Consider the following 16,495-nt stretch of genomic DNA (forward strand, 5'->3'; position numbering starts at 1 on the left):
TCGAATACTCCTCACACTCTGATATCGACGCCGCTGCTCGATCCGAGCATGCGGCCGTAGCTGCGGCTCACCGGCGCGCTGGCTGCTTGATCATCCTCGCTGATGATCAGCCGGCGGGAATTGCCGTTGTTGTCGTTGTTCTGGCCGGAGTTCTGCCCCGACGCGTTCTGGTCGCGCAGGCTGAACGACAGGCCGTTGCTGCCGGTCTTCAGCCCGGCATCGTCGAGTGCGCGCTGCAATTGCGGCGCGTCCTGCTTCAGCATCGACAGCGTCTCCGGCTTTTCGACGGTGAGATGCGAGGTGACCTGGCCGTTGCGGTCGACATTGATGCGGACGTCGATGCGGCCGAGATCGACCGGATCGAGGCTGATGTCGAAGCGCGTCTTGCCCGCGCGCGCGGCCGCCGCGATCTCGACCGGGATGCCGCTGATCGGCACGGAGGTGGAGGTTGCCGCGGTCGCGGTCAGCGTCGCTGTGGAGGCGGTCGCAGCCGAGGTCGTGTTGGTCAGCGGTGCCTGCACGGCGTTGGCCGCCTGCGCGCTGGTATCCGTTGTCGCGGCAACTGCTTGCGCGTCGGCATGGACATGCGCGGCCGGAGCAGCCGGCCCCGCATCGGCGGTGCGATCGACGCTAGCGGCCTTCGCATCGGTCGCGACCGCATCAGCCTGGGGTTTTGCGGCTTGCGGATGCGCGGCGGCGTTGGGGGCCGTGGCCGTTGCGGGATTTTGCGTTGTGGCGGATGCCGCGGTCTTGGTCGCATCCTGGCCGATATTGGAGACGTCGGCCTGTCCTTGCGCGGTGGCCGCAGCCTTGAACGACGTCTTCGGCGTGCCCTGGTCGACCGCGACAAGCTGCGCGGCGTTCGCCTTGGCATCGGTCGCGGTCGCGTCGGTGGTTGCCGTTGTCGCATCGCCGAGCGCGGTCTTCGCGCCCGTCTTGGCATCGCCGGTCTTGGCGGTCTTGTCGCCGTCCGTCTTGGTGCCGGCGATCTGCGCCGCGGTCGAGGCGCTGGCGGCGATGCCGGCCGCGGCAATCGTCAGCGGCGAGGAGGCGGTGCTGGCGGCCTGGTTCGCGGCTGCATTCGGATCGACCGGCACGACGGGGGCGGCCACCACGACGGCGTTCGGATCGACGGTGGCGGTTTGCGTCGCACCGGTCTGCGCGGTTGCGGCGGCGTCCACCGCGGCGGCGAGGCCGTCGGTCTTGTCGCTCTTGGTGCTGTCGGACTTGTCGCCCGCCTTGGTGGTGGAGGCGTCGGCCTTGTCCTTGGTCTTGCCGGTCGCCTTGATCGGATCGGTCGTGGTGTCGCTCGTGGCCGAATTCGCGGAATTGGTGCTGTCGCTCGCCTGGCTCTGCGAGGATTGGTCGGTCGAGGAGGTGTCGCGCGTGCTCGGGTCGGACGAGGAGGACGACGACGAAGACGAAGACGAGTCACTGCGCCGTGGCGCGGTGTCCTGGGTCGAGGACGGGGCGCTGTTGCTGATGGCCTGGGTGTTGCTGTCGACCAGCGCGCCGAAGGAATCGGAAGGCGTGGTATCCTTGGAGCTCTGCGACCGGGCAGGCTTTTGCTGCACGCTGGAAGCTTGCGCACTCGCCGCTACGTCTGACGTGACACCAACCACAGGCGACCCCTTGAAAACATCTTCGGGTGAAGGGGTTAGCAAGGAGCGGGCCAGCTCCGCGTGAGATAAGTTTCTGTAGTAAAATCAATACCTTGAAGAATCTGCGCCGGCGCCGCACGGGTCCCCCAAACCCCGCCATTTCTGCCGCCCCGGCAAGAATTGCCCTAAGCTTGTGGCGGGCGCGATTGCTTCACCGGAAGGCCGCCTATATTAAAGGGTGCTCTCAGCCGCTTTCGACCGGGCAAGCCAGCCCCCGGGGGAACCGAAGTTCCCGGGGACCACCTACGTCCCGGCCAGAGGCATTATCGCCGAACGTCGCCGTCAACGCATAAAACCCATGCTTAACAGTCTGGATCTCGAAGGCCGTCCGCAGGACACCAGGGTCGTCGTCGCCATGTCGGGCGGCGTCGATTCCTCGACGACGGCTGCGCTGTTGAAGGCGGAAGGTTATGACGTCGTCGGCATCACGCTCCAGCTCTACGACCACGGCGCGGCGACCCACCGCAAGGGCGCCTGCTGCGCTGGCCAGGACATCCACGACGCCCGCGACGTCGCGGCCAAGCTCGGCATTCCCCATTACGTGCTCGACTACGAGGACCGCTTCCGCGAGTCCGTCATCGACGTCTTCGCGGACTCCTATGCGCTCGGCGAGACGCCTGTGCCGTGCATCGAGTGCAACCGCAGCGTAAAATTTCGCGACCTCCTGAAGACCGCGCGGGAGCTCGGCGCGCAGGCGCTCGCCACCGGCCATTACGTCGCCTCGCGCCGCCGCGACGACGGCTCGCGTGCGCTGGTCTGCGCGGCTGACGCCGATCGCGACCAGAGCTACTTCCTGTTCGCAACCACGCAGGAGCAGCTCGACTTCCTGCGCTTCCCGCTCGGCGACATGACCAAGCCGGAGACGCGCGAACTCGCGCGCCGCTTCGGTCTTGCGGTTGCCGACAAGCACGACAGCCAGGACATCTGCTTCGTGCCGACGGGCCGCTACACCGACATCATCACGCGCTTGCGTCCGAATGCGATGGACCCAGGCGACATCGTCGATCTCGACGGCCGCGTGCTCGGCCGCCACAACGGCATCGCCAATTTCACCATCGGCCAGCGCCGTGGCCTCGGCATTGCCGCCGCTGCGCCCCTGTTCGTGGTGCGGCTGGACGCCGCCAACCGCCGCGTCGTGGTCGGCCCGCGCGATGCGCTGAAGATGCACCGCATCACCTTGCGCGACGTCAACTGGATCGGCGATGGCGACATCGACCGCGCCATCGGCTCTGGCCTCGAACTGTTCGTGCGTGTCCGCTCGACCCGCGCGCCGCAGCCCGCATGGCTGCGCGGCGACAATGGCCATTACGAGGTCGAGCTCGTCGCCGGCGAGGAGGGCGTCTCGCCGGGACAAGCCTGCGTGTTCTACGACGCGCCCTCGGGGCAGGCGCGCGTGCTCGGCGGCGGCTTCATCCAGAGCGCCGCGGCGAAGGTGACGGGCCACACGGCGCGGCCGCTGGCTGAAGCCGTGCGCGGCTAACCTTGTCGAGATCAGGCCCAACTTCTACCGCGAAGGCAGTGCGCCCCCTCTCCCGCTTGCGGGAGAGGGTAGGGGAGAGGGCTCTCTCCGCACGCGATATCTCGCGAGCGGATAAAGCCCTCACCCGCCACGCTCTTGCGAGCGTGTCGACCTCTCCCGCAAGGGGGAGAGGCGCTAAACCGCGCGCGGGACGAGACTTGATTTCACCAACACGCATCACACTCTAGAAACGCGTAGGGCAGGGGGCATGGCAGCAGACATCTCGCGGGCCGGGGTCGAGAAGGCCTATGGCCGCTGGGCGCCGGTCTACGATCTCGTGTTCGGCAAGGTGTTCGACGCCGGCCGGCAGTCGACCATCGCGGAAGCCGACCGCATCGGCGGCCGCATCCTCGACGTCGGCGTCGGTACCGGGCTGTCGCTGTCGGATTATTCGCGCACCACGAAGATCTGCGGCGTCGACATTTCTGAGCCGATGCTGCGCAAGGCGCAGGCCCGCATGCGCGCGCTTCGCTTGAGCAATGTCGAAGTGCTCTCGGTGATGGACGCCAAGAACCTCGCCTTCCCCGACAACGCCTTCGACGCCGTGGTCGCGCAATATGTCATCACCGCCGTGCCCGATCCCGAAGGCACACTCGACGAATTCGTGCGCGTGCTGAAACCCGGCGGCGAGTTGATCCTGGTCAACCACATCGGCGCCGAACGGGGCTTGCGCAAACTCTCCGAGCTCGCCTTCGCGCCGCTCGCCCGCCGCCTCGGCTGGCGCCCGGAATTCCCGTGGGCTCGCCTCGTCAACTGGGCCACCAAGCACGGCGGCATCACGCTCGCCGAGCGCCGCCCGATGCCGCCGATGGGCCATTTCTCGCTGATCCGCTACCGCAAATCGTGATCGTGTCACGGGAACGGGTGGCGCGCGCCGCGCGTTTCCTTCCCATGCGTACGAAACCAAAACTGATCTTCGCAGCCGCATTGATCGCCGCCTCTGGCGCAGCGATCGCGCAGGCCCCGCCCGCGCCGGCAACGCCGCCGCAAGCGACAGCGCCGCCCGCGGCGCAGCACGCCACCGACTGCTCGCCCGCCGACCGGGCGCGCGGCACCCATTCCATCGACGGCACTACCACCGGGCAGTCCCGGGAACCGCTCGGCGACAAGCTGGCCAAATCCGACGGCGTGCTCTGCCCGCCCTCCGGCGTAGACCCCGAAATGCATGCGCCGGCCCCCTCTACGGGCGGCACCATGCCCGTCATCCCGCCCCCCGGCAGCCCCGGCGGCGACCCGACGGTCCGGCCGAAATAGCCGAGCTTTCGCCTCTGGCGCCCTTCGCCTCTCCCCGGCGGGGAGAGGCCGGAATCCGCGCAAAAGCGCGGATTCCGGGGGAGGGGGACTCTCCGCGAATCTGATGCCAAAAAATTGCAGATTCCGGTGCGAAATCAGTCCCAACCGGGTTTGTCCCGCCGAAGCTTTTCGCAAACGCGGATTGACTTCCCGCCGCCCCCCTCATTATATGCCGCGCGTTCGCGAGATCGGCCGTCTCAGCCGTTCGCGACTCTGTGGCGGGGTAGCTCAGCTGGTTAGAGCACGGGAATCATAATCCTGGGGTCGGGGGTTCGAGTCCCTCTCCCGCTACCAAAGACTGGCTAGCTACCAATCGCTGAAATTCTCTTGCAATTTCAATGAATTCAGCCGTATTCTGTCGCGGCGGCGCGACCTGTGTCCCTCACATTGGACACGATGTCGAACATGGCTCGTCATGCCTACATATCCCGCCGGGACGGCAGATACCTGTTTAGAGCGCGCCTGCTGGCTTGCCTGGCGGCGGGATCCAAGTCAGCGTTTCGGATAGGCCTACGGACATCGGACCAGAAGGTCGCGGTCCGCCGGGCAGCCCGAATTGCGAGCTGGATGATGAGCGTCAAGGCGGCGGAGGACCCGAAGGAGGCGCTGCAGGCCCTGTGGCCGCGGCTGCAGGCCTTGGCAGTCGAGCCAGTCCGTGACGAGGCGGACTGTCGCTCGTCCGCGCCATCACCACGATGAAATCCGCGACGACGCCGTAGCTGCACCATTGCTTGCGGCCGTTGAGGACGTAGCAGTTGCCGTCCCTCCTGGCGCGGGTGTTGATGGCGCTGACATCGGACCCAGCCTGCGGCTCTGAGATCGCGATCGCAGTCACGACGCCGCCCTTCGCGATGATCTGCAGGAACTTCTTCCGTTGCTCCTCCGAACCGAAATGAAGGAGGGGCATGATGAACATGGTGTTGAGGCAGGCGATCGAGGCGCACGCCGGCGAGACCTTTGCGATTTTCTCGCGCGCGATGCAGGCCAGGGTCAGATTGCCGTTCGGCCCGCCATATTGCTCGGGGACCCAGATCTGCATCAGGCCCATCTCGCCGAACAGCTTCACGATCTCCAGGGGGCTCGTGACCGTGAGGCGCCCAACGAGGTCAGCGAGAGCGAAGTCGATGACATCGATCGCGTAGGGAAATTCGAACAGAAGCGTAGAGCGCACCTTGTCGTTTCGCTGCGGCGTCCGGGCCGAGTTCCCGCTGGCGATCTGTTGTAGCGTCTGCGCAAGTTGCGCACCTTCCCCAGCCATCGCTGCTGGGTTTCGAAAGGCGCGATCGTCGCGTCCTACGTGTGAGTGCCCGCCCTTTTTGGCGTGAACGGCAGGTCAATTTTCCGCAAAGTCATGATGAGCCCGCTGGCGACAGCAGAAATGCCCGCCGCAATCCATAGGGCGAGATGATAGTTCTGAAACTGATCGAAGATCTTCCCAAACAAGGTGGGTCCGAATGCCAAGCCCAACGTGAACGCGATCATGAGAAAGCCGAGAATCCGTCCAAAATATCGAAGCCCGAAGGAACGTGAGGCAATATAAGCCAGCGCATCGACCTCCGCGCCGAGGCCGAAGCCAAGGAATGCGGCCGCAATCATCGCGTTTACGCTTGTAGCATTGGGTAGCAATAGCACGCTGAATGCCAATGCCGGCGCCAAGAAGACAAGCGCGGTCAGGCGCGGCGCAAATACCCTGTCGAGCAATAGTCCGAATGAAAGGCGGCCGATCATCATGGTCAGTCCGACGATCGTCATGACAAAGGAGGCTTGCTGTGCGGACACTCCTCTGTCCGTTAAGACGAGCGGTAGACTGGTGCTGCCGCCCCCGATTGCGATCGAGATCAGGAAGAACGCCGCGAACAACGTCCAGAAGGCGCGACCTGTCAGCGCCGACCGCACGGACAGCCCTGGCGTCTTGTCGTCGTGACCACTGGTCTTGCTTGTGAGTTGTGGTGGATCGCGCAGCAGAACGCAGGCGGCGAACGCTCCGATTGCGAAGACGATGAGCCCGAGGAAGGCATAGGCATTGCGCCAGCCGAACTGCGCAATCAGCGCAGAGCTCAGCGGCGGAAACAGCGCCGTGCCGAGACCGCTCATGGTCAGCATGAGTCCGAGCGCCAGACCGCGCCGCTTGTCGAACCAGCCCGACACGATTTGCGCATAGGGCAACGGTGTCAGTGCGAAGCCGCACGCGTTTGCGACCACAAGCAGGAGCGCGAACTGTCCCGGCGTCTTCGAGAACTGACCCAGCAGAAGCATGCCGACTATGAACAAGATCGACGACAACAGCGCGATGCGCCGGGTGCCGTAGGCATCGACAGCCCAACCAACCAGTGGCAGCGTGAGGGTGATCAATAGGTTTGCCGGCAGGCTGGCGGCTGCGATCGTGCCCCTGGTCCATCCCGTGTCGTCGCTGATCGCCTTGATGAATATGCCGCTGGTGTAATAGAGCACCGGTCCGAGATTGATGAACATTAGAAGACCGGCGCCGGCGACGACACCCCATGCGCGGTCGAACCGCAATGCAGGTGCTGGAACAGCAGAGTCGGATGGCAGCTTTTCAGCCATGTCCGTCATTGTCCTCCTCCTTTGTTCGTTCCGTTGCGTGGCAGCTTCACGCATGCCCGGTTGCGATTGCTGCGACCCTGCGATGATCGGCTGGAACGGATTTGCCGCGCCAGACGACGTGCAGGTCGGGTCGAACGAGGACCAGGTCGTGACCATAGACCTCGCGCGCGGGATCGCTGTCGATCTGACTGATGTCAAGCCGTGCGCCGATTTCCGCGAAGGATTGACGGAGCGCGGGCAAGTTCTTGTGATCTCGGCCAAGACTGACGAGTGTGAAGTCATTGCCGATGCGATCGTGCAGCGCCTGGCCGTCATCGAGCCAGATGTGAGGCAATCTCGAGCCCGGCCGTGTCGTCGGCTGGTAGCGATCGTCGATCAGCGTGGGCGGTGGCTCGTCGTCCGAGCAAATGAGAGGTGAACCGGCATAGCTGTAGCCGAGTTCGGTCCCGATCATGTCGTGGCTCAGTCGTTGGCCGATGCCCGCCAGCCGCGCGACCTCCGCGCGGTTCGCCTCGCCCTCGGGCGTGTCGCTGTCGATCTCCGGGCGGCAGGCCGCGCGCCACGCGCCGACCCCGGCCGCAGCCCGACCGGAAACGTCACGGTTGTGCAGCCCGACCGGACGGCGTTCCAGTTCGTAGGATCGGAGCAAATTCGGTCCGCCCCAGCCGGCGAGCGTTCCAGCAAGCTTCCACGACAGGTCGATCGCATCCCCGACGCCTGTGTTCATCCCGAGGCCGCCGGTCGGAATCACGAGATGAACGGCGTCTCCGGCGAGAAATACCCGTCGATCCGCATAGCGCTCGGCGACCAGCAGATTTTGATGCCACAAGGCGACGTTCAGGATGTCGAAGGGAACAGTGATCCGGAAGACGTCCCGCAGCAGAGCGTCCGGCGCGGGATCGTCGACCGAGCCCGTATTCGCCATGAAGTGCTTCAGATCGTCCTGGACGACGAGCATGCCGGACGGGAAATGATAGTGGCGGCCGGGCCCGAACGGCAGGTGCGCGAACAGAGTCTCGCTGCGAAAGAAGATCTGGCGTTGTTGCGAGATGCGGCCCCGCCCTTCCAGCTTGATGCCCAATTGCTTGCGGACGGTGCTGCTGCCGCCGTCGCAACCGACCAGGTACCGTGTCCTGATCGTAGTCGTCTTGCCATCCGCAGATTTGACTTCGGCATCGACGCCGGTTTCGTCTTGTGAGTAGCTGATCATCTCACATCCAAAGCGGACGTCCGCTTTCGGCAGCCTTTCAACGACCGATTTCAGCAACGGCTCGAGCGTGTATTGCGAGATCAGTTGGTAGGGTTCGAGCGGCAGCGTGCCATCGTTGCAGCGCCTACCGGCTTCCTGCATGGCAACGACCGATGGATAGGAAAGCTGAAGCAGCTTCTTGCCGCCCAGATGCGTTGCGATGAAAACGTCCATCGGAATGTCCCGGAACCGGCTTGCGGATCGGATCCGGTCCGCCAGTCCGAGGCGGCGATAGAATTCCATGGTTCGCGCGTTGCAGCGTTCCATCTTCGGATGTTGCCGGCACGTCTCGTTCCGTTCGATCAGCACGACAGACACGCCGCGCCTGGCGAGATCGATGGCGAGGGTCTGCCCGACCGGGCCGGCGCCGACGACCAGAACGTCGGCCTCGAAGGTGCTTGCGCCGTCTCGCAGGGCAGCACGCATCAGTTCACATTCCTTCTATTGAGGACGAACCGATCCCAACAAGGCCGCAGCATTCGCCTCGAATGAAACGTCCTCGAGCGTGGAAGCCGCAAATGCTCCCGGTTCAGGCTGACGAATGACGAAGGGATAGTCGGAGCCGACGACGAGGCGGTCAGATCCGACCTGATCGGCCAGGAAACGGAGCGAGTCGGGGGCGTAGACAATAGTGTCGTACCAGAACTTCCTCAGCGTTTCGGACGGCGCCTGCGTGATCGCCTTGCTCCAGGGCGCGGCCATCTTCCAGGCAAACTCGATCCTAGGGGCGATCCACGGAAAGGCGCCTCCGCCATGGCTCAACAGGATGTTGAGCCGCGGAAACTTCTCGAGCACGCCACCTGCCAGTAGCGAAGTCGCCGCCAGCGCGGTCTCGAGCGGAAACACCGCCGCCGCCGCAAGCTCCTTGGGGCCACCAATGCGTTCAAGTCCGGCAGGATGCAGCGGATGAACGAAGACAAGAAGACCAAGCTTTTCGGCGCGCGCGTAAAACGGCAGCAGCTTTGGATCGCCAAGTGGAACGCCGTCGATATGCGTCCCGATCTCCACCCCGTGGAGACCCTGTCTTTGGATGTCATCGAGCCGCTTGGTTGCAAGCTCGACATTCTGCATTGGCACCATCCCGATGCCTTGAAACTTGGCCGGGGCGCGAGCGATCATCTCAACGATGTGATCGTTCATGATCCGCGCAAGATGATCGGCGAGTTCTGCGGGCAGCCAATGGGACAGCAGTTCAGGCATAGGCGAGAGGACCTGAAGGTCGGTGCCGTCCGCTGCCATATCGCTCATTCGCCGCTCGACGTCCCACGAGCGTGCATCAATTTCGCGAAAGGGCTTGCCGTCGATCATGAGCGCCGCCTGGCCGGCCTCGTGCATCTCCAGCGTCGGCCAGAGACGATGGCGCGCGGGCAGATCTGCCAAGGAATTCGGCACGACGTGCGTATGGATATCGATGACGGCCAACCGGAAATCCTCCCCAGGATTCGGCAGAGTCCTACTACAAGGAATATCGAGATAAAATAGAAAAGATAACCTTTATCGATTTTATGTATTCGGCTAAGATAAGCCTGAGGTGTGGAGACAAGGAATGAAAGAACCAGGAGAGGACGGCGCTGCGCCTGCCATCACCAGGACAAGCGCGATCTATGAACGGCTTCGTCGGGATATCATCCAGGGAACGTTAGTACCGGGCGAAAAGCTTCGGATCGAAGTGCTGCGGGCCAAATATGATGTCGGCGGCACCCCGCTGCGGGAGGCGATGAATCGCCTGTCCGTCGAAGGGCTTTGCACCCAGTCCGAGCAAAAGGGATTCCGGGTCACGCCGGTCAGTGCCGACGATCTGCTGGAACTTACGCGCACCCGCTGTTGGATCAACGAAGTCGGATTGAGGGAATCGATCGCGCGCGGCGGTCGGGACTGGGAAGAGCATGTTTTACTGTCCCTTCATCGGTTGTCGCGCATTCCGATCGTAGTCGATAATAGTCGCATGAACCCCGACTGGAGCGAATTGCACCGGGTGTTCCATGCCGCCTTGCTGGCGGGCTGCGGCTCGCGCTGGCTGATGGACTTCAACGACCTGCTGTTCGATTGCGCCGAGCGCTATCGCAATTTGCTCGCGGTCATGGGCACGGTGAGGGACGTGCACGGCGAACATCGCGCGATTGCCGAGGCCGCCATTGAGCGCAAGACCGCCTTGGCCGTCGGGCTACTCAACGATCATTACGAGAAGACCAGCGGGACACTGCTCCGCGCGATCGAGTCCGGCGGGCTCACGGGGCGTTGATCGACGCGCGTGCCATATCGCGCCATCGGAGCTAGACTATCGATAAAAACTATGTTTACGATAGAATATCGATATTAAGATCGACGTCTAGAGGGATGGAACGAGCCTATGCGAGTTGTGAGGTACGACCACCAGGGGACGGCCCGGTTGGGTGTCCGCGAAGGCAGTGAGGTTATCGACCTCTCACATGTCGATCGCGATCTGCCGCGCGATGTCGCTGATCTGTTGCGGTCTGGCCTAGATGCTCGGGACGCGTTGATGTCTGCAGCCCGGTCCAGCAGGACGCGCTTGCCTGTCGCCGATCTGAAGATGCTCCCGCCCGCTGTGAACTGCGGCAAGATTATTTGTCTTGGCTTGAACTACATCGATCATGCGGCCGAAGGTGGCGCCAAGCCCCCGGACTATCCGATGATCTTTTTGCGCGCGGCGACCTCGCTTGTCGGTCACAATACTCCAATGGTCCGACCGAGTTGCTCGGATCAGTTTGACTACGAGGCAGAACTCGTTGCGTTCATCGGAAGGAAAGGTCGGCACATCTCGCGCGCGGACGCGCTGTCGCACGTTGCGGGATATTCCCTGTTCAATGATGGCTCGATCCGCGACTATCAGTGGAAGACGTCCCAGTGGACCGTCGGCAAGAACTTCGACGGGACGGGCGGCTTCGGCCCCGAGTTCGTATCGGCCGAAGAGCTGCCTTCCGGCGCTACCGGATTGAAGATCCAGTCGCGGCTGAACGGGCATGTCATGCAGGATGCGAACACGAAAGATATGGTGTTTGGTGTTGCAGAGACGATCTCCTTGATCTCCGAATGCATGACGCTCGATGCTGGCGACATTCTGGTGATGGGGACGCCGGGTGGCGTCGGCGCGGCGCGCAAGCCGCCTGTGTTCATGAAGCCCGGCGACATCTGCGAGATCGAGATCGAGACCATCGGCGTGCTTCGAAATCCGATCGAGCAGGAAAGCCGCTGACCGCTCCTCGACGTCGTCTTTGATCCCGAGGGCGATGACAGCGAGCGGCTTGCGAGGCAGGTCGCCTCGCAGCGATCGCAGCTCGAGGCAGCCTTGCCGATCACGCGTACCAATACGGAGGAAACGAAAATGATCCGCTACAAGAAGCTCGGATACGTCGAGTTGAATGTCAGCAACCTCGACAGGTCGCGCAGGTTCTACGAGGATGTCGTTGGTCTCGAGTTTGTCGGCGAACGATCCGACGGGGCGGTGCTGTTTCGTTGCGATGATGAGGATCCTCGCTCCGTCGTCCTGCACCAGCAGCAGCCGGCGGGATTCAAGAGTGTCGGCTGGCAGTTGGAGGACGAGGCGCAGTTCGAGCTGTTGCATCGACGGCTTCGCGACGCCAGGGTGCCATATGAAGAGCTCGGCTCGGCGCAATGCGAGCTTCGCCAGGCGATCCGCGTCACCCGCACCACGGAGCCGCATTCGCATGCAGCTCTCGAATTTTTCACGGCCGACGGCCCACGACCGGACAAGCCGTTCGCGGTCACTCACACCAAGATTCAGCGCCTCGGCCATGTAGTGTGGTCCGTGCCGCACGAAGTTGAGTCTATCGCCTTCTTCCGCGAGGTACTGAACTTCCGGGAATCCGACAGCATCGGGGAGATCATGACCTTCATGCGGCCGTTCCCCAGCCCCTTCCATCACGGCATCGGCGTCGGCAAGGGTCCGAAGCGGGTCATCCATCACCTGAACTTCATGGTTTCCGAGATCGACGACATCGGAAAAGCCCAGAACCGCATGAGGAAGCACGATGTGCCGATCGTGTTCGGGCCGGGCCGGCATCCGGCTTCGACCAGCGTGTTTTTCTATTTCCTGGAGCCCGACGGCATGACCCTCGAATACAGCTTCGGAATGGAGGAGTTCACCGAGGTCGATCCGCGCAAGCCGCGTACGCTGCCCATGGCGGCAGAATCGATCGACGAATGGGGCTCGGTCCGGGATCCACGGATGGGGCAAACCGGTGACATCGAAGAGGCCAGGATCGGCGCGCCGGCGTGAGCGGAGCAGGCTGATCCGGGCCGACCCCGATATTCCTATCGCGGTCAGGAATACGCCACCTCGCGGGTGAGGGATGACATACCAAATTACTGTGAACGGCGAGTCCCAAATAGTGGCGGCGGCACCAGAGACGCCGCTGTTGTATGTGCTGCGGAACGATCTCGGATTGAATGGTCCGAAATTCGGCTGCGGTCTAGGGCAATGCGGCGCCTGCGCCGCATTGGTTGGCGGCAAGCTCGTGAGAACCTGCTCGATGGCACTGCGCGATGTCGGAGGCGACCCCATCGTTACGCTTGAAGGATTGGGGACGGTGCAGAAGCTGCATCCCTTGCAACAGGCGTTCATCGAAGAGCAAGCCGCGCAGTGCGGTTACTGCTCGAACGGGATGATCATGGCGGCGAAAGCCTTATTGGACCGCAATCCAAAGCCGAGCGATGAGGAGATCAGGGACGCGCTCGCGGACCAGCTTTGCCGTTGCGGGGTTCATAACCGTGTGGTGCGCGCCGTTCGCAAAGTTGCCATGGAGCAGATGCGATGAGCGTTGCGACGCTTTCCCGCAGGCTGTTCGTGCAGTCGCTCGGTGTCGTGCTCGCGACCTTCGCGCTACCGTCTCCGTCGGTCTTTGGTCAGACGCCAGCGAACGTGCCGTTCAGCCTGCGCAACAACCGCAGGCTGGAAGGATGGATCCGCCTGGAGGCGGATGAGACGGTGACGGTCTTCACGGGCAAGGCCGAACTCGGGCAGGGGATCCTAACCGCGCTGGCGCAGATCGCGGCGGAGGAACTCGATATCGGCTTCGACAAGATCCGGATGGTCTCCGCCGACACGTCACGAGGGCCGGATGAGCAGTACACGTTCGGCAGCCAATCGGTCGAGCAGAGCGGGGCCGCCATTCGCGTGGCAGGTGCCGAGGCGCGGGGCCTGCTGCTCGCTGCGGCGGCGCGTCGTTTTGGCGTCCGCGCCGAAGACCTGCAGGTCAAGGATGGAGCGATCGCCTCGGCCGATGGGCGGCGCGCGACGTTTTGGGAGATCGCGAAAGAGAGTGCTGGCCTGTTGGGAGATATCGCACTTGCTGCGACGCCGAAGAAGCCGAGCGACTATGCCATCGTCGGCAAGTCGATCAGACGGATCGATCTGCCCGGCAAGCTGACGGGAGCGCCGTCCTATGTCCAGGACATGAGGCTTCCCGGAATGGTCTTTGCGAGGGTGGTTCGTCCGCCGCGCTACGGTGCAAGGTTGCTCGAATGCGACGAAGCCGCGGTACGGGCGTTGCCCGGCGTGATCACCGTGATCCGCGACGGCAATTTCCTTGTGGTTGCCGCCGGGCGTGAGGAGCAGGCTATTGCCGCCCGTAGCGCGCTTGCTACGAGCGCACATTGGAGCGACGACACGGTCGCGCTTCCCGATATGACCCATTTGCGCACAGAGCTGCAAAAGTTGCGGGCGGAAACCATTGTCGTGGGCACCGCCGGCCAATCCGAGCCGGTGTCGGGTCAGGTTAGAAGAGTCAGCGCCGAGTATGCGCGCGCCTATGTGTCCCATGCCACGATTGGTCCCTCCTGCGCAGTCGCCTGGCTTAGGGACGGGCGCATGACGGTATGGTCCCACACCCAGGGGGCGTTTCCCCTAAGGGGCGATCTGGCCAAGGTGCTGGGCCTGCAGACCAGTGAGGTCGACGTCGTTCATATGCCTGGCGCAGGCTGTTACGGGCACAATGGCGCCGACGATGTCGCGTTGGACGCAGCGCTGGTGGCGCGTGCCGTTCCGGGCGTGCCGGTCAAGCTGCAGTGGATGCGGGACGACGAGTTCGCCTGGGCGCCCTTCGGTCCGGCAATGGCGATGAAAGTCGAGGCGGCGCTCGGATCCGACGGCAGGATCGTCGACTGGTCTTGCGACGTCTGGAGCAACAGCCACGCGATGCGGCCGGGGCAGGCCGGCGGGGTCAATCTTCTCGCGGCCTGGGATCTGAAGACGCCCTTCGTCAAAACTCCCGCGCCGCACATCCCCCAGCCGTTCGGCGATGGCGACCGCAACGCGGTGCCCTCGTATGAGCTACCGCGGAAGGAGATCCGGAATCATCTGCTGCTCGATGCGCCCGTGCGCAACGGCTCGTTCCGGACGCTGGGCTCGCACGGCAACATCTTCGCCATCGAGTCCTTCATGGACGAGCTCGCGCAGGTCGCGGGCAGCGATCCGCTGGCGTTCAGACTTGCCCATCTCCGGGATCCCCGCGCGCGGGCCGTGCTGCAAGCTGCCGCCGACAAAGCGGGATGGACTCCGGGAATGAAAGGCGACGGCCAGCGCGGCCGCGGCTTGGCGTTCTGTCGTTACAAGAGCATCGGGATGTACGCGGCCGCCGTGGTCGACGTCGAGGTCGACCGCAACAGCGGCCTTATCAAGGTACCCCGCGTGGTGATGGTGGCCGATCTCGGTCTCGTCGTCAATCCAGACGGCGCGACGAACCAGCTCGAGGGCGGCATCGTTCAGGCGGTCAGTCTCACGCTGAAGGAGCAGGTCACCTTCGACCGGCGCGAGATCACCAGCCGAGACTGGTCAGGGTATCCCGTCCTTGCGTTCCCCGAGGTCCCCAGTGTCGAGATCGTGCTGATGCAGCGGAACGATCCGTCGCTCGGCGCAGGCGAGGGCTCGCTGCCGCCAACCTCGGCCGCGCTCGCCAACGCGTTCGCTCAGGCCACCGGACGACGACTGCGCGAACTGCCCATGACGCCTGAGCGCGTGAAGGCGTCGCTGTCTTGATGGATCCGGATTCGAAGAGACGGTTCAATCGGCTGACCAGACACGCGTGAGGAAGCATATGAAGCCCTTCCGTAAGGTGTTTCGGCTGGGCTACGTCGCACTTGCAACGGCGGACATCGAACGAAGCGGCAGTCGTTTTTCAGCGAACAGGGACAAGGAAGACAGCAATGAAGAATCGCCAGGTATGGCTACGCTCCCGTCCGAACGGCATTCCTCAGGCGGCAGACTTTGATCTCCGTGAAGTCGAGCTGCCGACCTTGGCGGATGGAGAATTCCTCGTCCGCCACGCCTATCTCTCGGCAGATCCGGCGATGCGCGGATGGATCGCGGACAAGAGCACCTATTGGCCACGAATAGAGGTCGGCGACACCATGCGGGCATTTGCCGCCGGCGAGGTCGTCGAATCGCGCAATCCTGTCTATGCGGTCGGCGACAAGGTCATGGGCATCTTCGGTTGGCAGGATTACGCCGCGGTCAGACAGTCCCAGGTGATGCGCAAGGTCCAGGAAGCCGATTTGCCGCTGTCGCTCTCCCTGGGAATTCTGGGGCTGAACGGGTTAACCGCGTATTTCGGCCTGTTGGATGTTTGCCGGCCGAGGCCGGGAGAGACCGTTGCGGTTTCGACGGCGGCCGGGGGTGTCGGCTCGGCCGTCGGGCAAATCGCGAAGATTAAGGGATGTCGTACGATCGGGTTTGCCGGCGGACGCGACAAGGTTCGACAGTGTGTCGAGGACTTCGGCTATGATCACGCCATCGACTACAAGGCGACGAAGGATGTCGACGAGGCTCTGGCAGAGCGTTGCCCGGAGGGGATCGATGCGTTCTTCGACAACACATCGGGCGCGATCCACGACGCCGTCCTGCGCCGCATCAATCTGGGGGCGCGGATTGCGATCTGCGGGACAGCGTCCTACGCAAGTTGGGATCCATGGAATGAAGGGCCGCGCCCGGAACGGCATCTGCTGGTAAAGCGCGCGATCATGCAAGGATTTCTGACGACCGATTTCGCGGCAAGGTACGAGGAGGGAGTGGCCGCGCTCGCCGGTTGGATACGAGACGGACGTCTCAGGTATCGCGAGGACGTGCTGGAGGGCATCGAGGCGGCTCCCGCATCAATCGCGATGCTTTATGCCGGCGAAAATCGAGGAAAGCTTATCATCAGACTGTAGACAGGCTGCTCAAAACACAGCTCT

The 16,495-nt window shown here is 63.5% G+C and carries 14 protein-coding genes and 1 tRNA gene; 10 read left to right on the forward strand and 5 right to left on the reverse strand.

Annotated elements, in window-relative coordinates; genetic code table 11:
* Positions 1-11 precede the first annotated feature (11 nt).
* Positions 12-1,622: a flagellar hook-length control protein FliK gene (locus tag IC761_RS06665; protein ID WP_195802479.1), complete on the reverse strand. Its 1,611-nt coding sequence runs from the start codon at positions 1,620-1,622 to the stop codon at positions 12-14.
* A 337-nt stretch (positions 1,623-1,959) separates the two neighbouring features.
* Here IC761_RS06665 and mnmA point away from each other — a divergent pair, with 337 nt between their 5' ends.
* The 4 genes from mnmA (at position 1,960) to IC761_RS06685 (ending at position 4,767) form a co-directional block, all read left to right on the forward strand.
* The gene (gene mnmA / locus IC761_RS06670) at positions 1,960-3,141 is read left to right on the forward strand and encodes a tRNA 2-thiouridine(34) synthase MnmA (RefSeq protein ID WP_195802480.1); all 1,182 of its coding nucleotides are present in this window, start codon (positions 1,960-1,962) and stop codon (positions 3,139-3,141) included.
* Positions 3,142-3,388: 247 nt separating this feature from the next.
* Positions 3,389-4,027, forward strand: a complete 639-nt coding sequence (locus IC761_RS06675) for a class I SAM-dependent methyltransferase (protein WP_195802481.1) — start codon at positions 3,389-3,391, stop codon at positions 4,025-4,027.
* A gap of 44 nt (positions 4,028-4,071) precedes the next feature.
* The gene (locus IC761_RS06680) at positions 4,072-4,434 is read left to right on the forward strand and encodes a hypothetical protein (protein WP_195802482.1); all 363 of its coding nucleotides are present in this window, start codon (positions 4,072-4,074) and stop codon (positions 4,432-4,434) included.
* 256 nt (positions 4,435-4,690) lie between these two features.
* Positions 4,691-4,767, forward strand: a tRNA-Met gene (locus tag IC761_RS06685).
* A gap of 283 nt (positions 4,768-5,050) precedes the next feature.
* Here the strand turns inward: IC761_RS06685 and IC761_RS06690 are convergent.
* From IC761_RS06690 to IC761_RS06705, 4 genes are all read right to left on the reverse strand, one after another.
* Positions 5,051-5,644 carry an acyl-CoA dehydrogenase family protein gene (locus IC761_RS06690; RefSeq protein WP_246791447.1) on the reverse strand — a complete coding sequence of 198 codons (594 nt, stop codon included), beginning with the start codon at positions 5,642-5,644 and terminating at the stop codon, positions 5,051-5,053.
* A 122-nt stretch (positions 5,645-5,766) separates the two neighbouring features.
* The gene (locus IC761_RS06695) at positions 5,767-7,047 is read right to left on the reverse strand and encodes an MFS transporter (RefSeq protein ID WP_195802483.1); all 1,281 of its coding nucleotides are present in this window, start codon (positions 7,045-7,047) and stop codon (positions 5,767-5,769) included.
* A 37-nt stretch (positions 7,048-7,084) separates the two neighbouring features.
* Positions 7,085-8,713 (reverse strand): FAD-dependent oxidoreductase, encoded by a 1,629-nt coding sequence (locus IC761_RS06700; RefSeq protein ID WP_195802484.1) that lies wholly within the window; start codon positions 8,711-8,713, stop codon positions 7,085-7,087.
* A 15-nt stretch (positions 8,714-8,728) separates the two neighbouring features.
* On the reverse strand, positions 8,729-9,709 hold the full coding sequence (locus tag IC761_RS06705) for an amidohydrolase family protein (RefSeq protein WP_195802485.1): 981 nt from the start codon (positions 9,707-9,709) through the stop codon (positions 8,729-8,731).
* Between the two features lie 124 nt (positions 9,710-9,833).
* On the opposite strand from IC761_RS06705, the gene IC761_RS06710 reads away from it, so the two are divergent.
* The 6 genes from IC761_RS06710 (at position 9,834) to IC761_RS06735 (ending at position 16,471) form a co-directional block, all read left to right on the forward strand.
* Complete coding sequence (locus tag IC761_RS06710; protein ID WP_195802486.1) at positions 9,834-10,529, forward strand: GntR family transcriptional regulator; 696 nt, start codon at positions 9,834-9,836, stop codon at positions 10,527-10,529.
* Between the two features lie 147 nt (positions 10,530-10,676).
* Positions 10,677-11,501 (forward strand): fumarylacetoacetate hydrolase family protein, encoded by an 825-nt coding sequence (locus IC761_RS06715; protein ID WP_246791448.1) that lies wholly within the window; start codon positions 10,677-10,679, stop codon positions 11,499-11,501.
* A gap of 129 nt (positions 11,502-11,630) precedes the next feature.
* Entirely contained in the window at positions 11,631-12,545 is a 915-nt protein-coding gene (locus IC761_RS06720; RefSeq protein ID WP_195802488.1) for a VOC family protein, read from the forward strand.
* Between the two features lie 73 nt (positions 12,546-12,618).
* Positions 12,619-13,083, forward strand: a complete 465-nt coding sequence (locus IC761_RS06725; RefSeq protein ID WP_195802489.1) for a (2Fe-2S)-binding protein — start codon at positions 12,619-12,621, stop codon at positions 13,081-13,083.
* Positions 13,080-15,302 carry a xanthine dehydrogenase family protein molybdopterin-binding subunit gene (locus IC761_RS06730; RefSeq protein ID WP_195802490.1) on the forward strand — a complete coding sequence of 741 codons (2,223 nt, stop codon included), beginning with the start codon at positions 13,080-13,082 and terminating at the stop codon, positions 15,300-15,302. Before IC761_RS06725 ends, IC761_RS06730 begins: the two co-directional genes overlap by 4 nt.
* A gap of 167 nt (positions 15,303-15,469) precedes the next feature.
* The gene (locus IC761_RS06735; protein WP_195802491.1) at positions 15,470-16,471 is read left to right on the forward strand and encodes an NADP-dependent oxidoreductase; all 1,002 of its coding nucleotides are present in this window, start codon (positions 15,470-15,472) and stop codon (positions 16,469-16,471) included.
* The last annotated feature ends 24 nt before the right edge of the window (positions 16,472-16,495 follow it).

Origin of the sequence: Bradyrhizobium commune (assembly GCF_015624505.1) — a bacterium.
In the GTDB taxonomy this organism is placed as follows: domain Bacteria; phylum Pseudomonadota; class Alphaproteobacteria; order Rhizobiales; family Xanthobacteraceae; genus Bradyrhizobium; species Bradyrhizobium commune.

What these genes read in the sequence shown, in the direction of transcription:
- IC761_RS06680 (WP_195802482.1), top strand. Translation starts at nt 4,072, where the DNA reads ATGCGTACGAAACCAAAACTGATCTTCGCAGCCGCATTGATCGCCGCC.
- IC761_RS06725 (WP_195802489.1), top strand. Translation starts at nt 12,619, where the DNA reads ATGACATACCAAATTACTGTGAACGGCGAGTCCCAAATAGTGGCGGCG.
- IC761_RS06695 (WP_195802483.1), bottom strand. Translation starts at nt 7,047, where the DNA reads ATGACGGACATGGCTGAAAAGCTGCCATCCGACTCTGCTGTTCCAGCA.
- IC761_RS06720 (WP_195802488.1), top strand. Translation starts at nt 11,631, where the DNA reads ATGATCCGCTACAAGAAGCTCGGATACGTCGAGTTGAATGTCAGCAAC.
- IC761_RS06700 (WP_195802484.1), bottom strand. Translation starts at nt 8,713, where the DNA reads ATGCGTGCTGCCCTGCGAGACGGCGCAAGCACCTTCGAGGCCGACGTT.
- mnmA (WP_195802480.1), top strand. Translation starts at nt 1,960, where the DNA reads ATGCTTAACAGTCTGGATCTCGAAGGCCGTCCGCAGGACACCAGGGTC.
- IC761_RS06675 (WP_195802481.1), top strand. Translation starts at nt 3,389, where the DNA reads ATGGCAGCAGACATCTCGCGGGCCGGGGTCGAGAAGGCCTATGGCCGC.
- IC761_RS06730 (WP_195802490.1), top strand. Translation starts at nt 13,080, where the DNA reads ATGAGCGTTGCGACGCTTTCCCGCAGGCTGTTCGTGCAGTCGCTCGGT.
- IC761_RS06735 (WP_195802491.1), top strand. Translation starts at nt 15,470, where the DNA reads ATGAAGAATCGCCAGGTATGGCTACGCTCCCGTCCGAACGGCATTCCT.
- IC761_RS06710 (WP_195802486.1), top strand. Translation starts at nt 9,834, where the DNA reads ATGAAAGAACCAGGAGAGGACGGCGCTGCGCCTGCCATCACCAGGACA.